The organism is Streptomyces sp. SID14478, assembly GCF_010548525.1.
Classification (GTDB): domain Bacteria; phylum Actinomycetota; class Actinomycetes; order Streptomycetales; family Streptomycetaceae; genus Streptomyces.
Map to the genome: position 1 here is coordinate 1 of NZ_JAAGMG010000465.1, position 306 is coordinate 306.

1 protein-coding gene is annotated in these 306 nt (G+C 75.8%); it reads right to left on the bottom strand.

Annotated features, from left to right (window positions below):
• On the bottom strand, positions 1-306 hold a 306-nt coding region (locus G3I40_RS15375; protein ID WP_164302725.1), incomplete at both ends, for a TerD family protein.

The following is a 306-nucleotide window of genomic DNA, read 5'->3' on the forward strand; positions in this document are numbered from 1 at the left end:
GTGGATGGCGCCCGCCAGCGCGGGGGCCTCGTTCACGCCCTGGTCGGCGAGGAGGGCGGCGAGGCCGTCGGCGTAGCCCTGGCCGATGGCGCGCACCTTCCAGGCGCCCTGCCTGCGGTACAGCTCCACGGCGACGACCGCCGACTCCGTGTCGAGGTCGGTGATGGTGTAGCTGGCCTCCTCGGTGCCGTCCAGTGCGGTGACCGCGACGAACGGGGCCGCCACCGCGCCGAAGCGGGTGGGCCCGCCGGTGCCGACGGGCAGGGCGAGCAGCACGGTGATGCGGTGCACGTCCCCGGGCATCGC